This window comes from Kitasatospora sp. NPDC056327 (assembly GCF_042261735.1).
Classification (GTDB): Bacteria; Actinomycetota; Actinomycetes; order Streptomycetales; family Streptomycetaceae; genus Kitasatospora.
On sequence record NZ_JBHJRC010000511.1, the window covers coordinates 1 to 2554 of the forward strand.

Sequence of the window (2554 nt, forward strand, 5' to 3'; positions counted from 1 at the left end):
CCGACGGGCCGCGACCCGGGCGGCGGGGCCGTCCTGCGGTGCGTCGTCCCGTGAAGCACCCTCCTGCGATGCACCCTCCTGGGATGCACGGTCCCGTGACGCACCGTCCCGCCGTGAACCCTCGCTCACTCCAGCTCCCTGATCATCTCGACGAGCTCCTCCCTGCCGAAACCGGCGTGCGCGGCGTCCGCGACCAACCGGCGGACCGCGTCCAGCAGTTCGGCCCGGCGGTCGGCGCCCTGGGCGACCGTGATGCCGCGACCCCGCCGGAACTCCAGCACCCCCTCGTCGCGCAGCGCCCGCAGCGCCCGCAGCACGGTGTTCGCGTTCACCCCGAGTGCCCGGGCCAACTCCCGTGCCGGCGGCAGCCGTTCCCCGGGCACGCACTCGCCCTCGGCGACGGCCCGCCGGATCGTCCCCGCGACCTGCTCGTGCAACGGCCGGGTGTCGCCGGCCTCCGGCTTCAGCAGCATGGTGCTAGTGACAGTAGCACCATCTTCCTTCGTCCTTCGTGTACGGCGCTCCGGGCGGGGCCCGGCCCGGCCACCGTCCACCGGGTCCTGGTCCGCTCGGGTTCCAGGAGGAGCCGGCGCACGGCTCGGACGCGCCGGTATGCGGTAACACGGCAGGCCAGTTCGAGGAGGGCCTCGTGGATGCCGTCGTGGATGTCGTCGTGGATGTCCCAGCGGATCCACAGGCGCCGGACGCCGTGGATCCAGGCGTCGGTCCGCTCGACGACCCACCGCACGGCTCCGGGCCCGGAGCCCTGCCGAACGCCTCGACGGGCGATGACCGGCTTGGCGCCCCGCTTCCACGGCAGTCGGCGGTACTTGACGGTGGGCGGCCGATCCTGCGAAGCCGCTGCGGCCGCACCGGCGGCAGCGGCTCGATCCGGTCCCACGGGTCGTCGGCCACCAACCGCGGCGGTCTCTTCCCCGCGGCCTGCTCAACGAGCGGATGGACCGACGGACATGGCTTCCTTCACACCCGCGATCACCACCGCGGGCACATCGCACCCGCCGGCCGCACAACTCCAGCTTGCTCCGGAGGGGACGGGAGAGAGGCACTTCGCCGGTATGGGTGGGGTGCTTCGGGCTGCGCCGGTTCGAGGGTCCGGTGGCGACCGTGCGTGAGCGGGGCGGCAACGGTCCGGGCGGCCGCAGGCCGCGGTGCCGAACGGCGCCGCGTGCGCGCCCGTGGCGAGCGCACCTTCGCCCGCATGAAGAACGACAGGCCCCTCCGCGACCGCCGACAGAGAGGCCACGGCCTGCACCACGCGGTGCAGGCCGTCGCCCACACGCACAGCCTCGCCCGAGCAGTCCGAAGCAGCAGGTCGGAGCACACGCCAACCTGCCTGCCCCGGACTTCCGCGACAAGCTTGCAGGGCCCGCCCGACGGTGACGGGCGGTCGGCCTGGTTGGATCCCGGTATGACGGATTGGTCGCAGCTCAGCCATGCCTACGGTCCCGCCGATGACATTCCGGACCTGCTGGACCGGATCGCCTCGGAGCGGGACGCCGAACTCTGGAACGACCTGTGGTCGGCGATCTGCCACCAGGGCAGCGTCTACTCGGCGAGCTTCGCCGCTCTGCCCTGGCTGGCCGCCACAGCCGAGTGCGGGGACCGGGACCAGGAGAGCCGGGCCGTGCTCCTGGCGGGTGCGATCGTGGCCGGCGCCGGTGAGCCGGACGGTGCGGGCAAGGTTCGGACGGAACGTGCGGAGGCGATCGCGAGCGTGCTGGCGGCGGTGAACCGGTTGCTGCGGAGCAGCACCGAGCCCACCGAGTACGCGTACCTGCTGGAGGCGATGCTGAGCCTCGAAGGCGGTGTGGCGTGGAGCGAGGACCTGGCCGCGGGGATCGTCAACGAGGAGTACCAGATCGACTGCCCGGGCTGCGGGGCCGATGTCTTCATCGCCTTCGGCGAGTACGGATACTTCTCCTCCAACTCCGACTACGTGCTCTCGGGACGACCGACCGAGACCCGCCCGCTTCGCCCGGCGGCACCGGCCGACCTCGACGCTCTGGGCCGCCGCCTCCACGGACTCGCCCTCGCCGACGGACACCCCGGGGTGGCCCACGCCCTGACCTACGTCTTCGGCCACGCGACCTGCCCCGCCTGCGAGGCCGGCTACGCGGTCGCCGACCGGGTCGCGGCCGGTTGGTGAGTGCGGGCCGTGGTTCCGACCGTCGCGGTCGCGCGGCGGGGGGGGCGACGGCTGATCGTGCGGGGGCCGTCGTGGGGCGGCGTGTTCGCCGTCGGCCCCGGGCGTGACCTGGCGGCGGAGCCGGCGGACGTTTCGGGAGGAGGCCGGCGCCGGGGGACGGTACGGGCGGGGTGCAGGCGGGCGCTGCCATGCACCGGCCCGGATTGAACGGCTCGCCGACGGAGTGTGGGTTGAGGGCGTTGGGCCGACAGGTGCTCGGGACCGGGCTCGGCCGGGGCGGCAGGAGCGCGCCCGGACCGCGGTCCGTCGGCCGCCGGTCGTGGCAGCGGCCCGACCGGCGGCCGCGCGGGCGGCTGCTGCCCGGCGGGACCCCCGTCCCCGCCGGGC

At 74.3% G+C, this 2554-nt stretch carries 2 protein-coding genes and 2 pseudogenes; 2 read left to right on the forward strand and 2 right to left on the reverse strand.

All coding sequences use genetic code 11. From position 1 onward, the window contains the following. Positions 1-125: 125 nt before the first annotated feature. Positions 126-473, reverse strand: coding sequence for a GntR family transcriptional regulator (locus ACFCX4_RS35850; RefSeq protein WP_376151605.1), 348 nt, complete (start codon positions 471-473; stop codon positions 126-128). Positions 474-595: 122 nt separating this feature from the next. Then, positions 596-832: pseudogene (locus tag ACFCX4_RS35855) on the reverse strand (IS5/IS1182 family transposase); the annotation flags it as partial. Positions 833-1171: 339 nt separating this feature from the next. Here ACFCX4_RS35855 and ACFCX4_RS35860 point away from each other — a divergent pair. Beyond that, positions 1172-1312, forward strand: a pseudogene (locus ACFCX4_RS35860) (IS5/IS1182 family transposase); the annotation flags it as partial. A gap of 117 nt (positions 1313-1429) precedes the next feature. Beyond that, the gene (locus ACFCX4_RS35865; protein ID WP_376151607.1) at positions 1430-2167 is read left to right on the forward strand and encodes a hypothetical protein; all 738 of its coding nucleotides are present in this window, start codon (positions 1430-1432) and stop codon (positions 2165-2167) included. Positions 2168-2554: the final 387 nt, after the last annotated feature.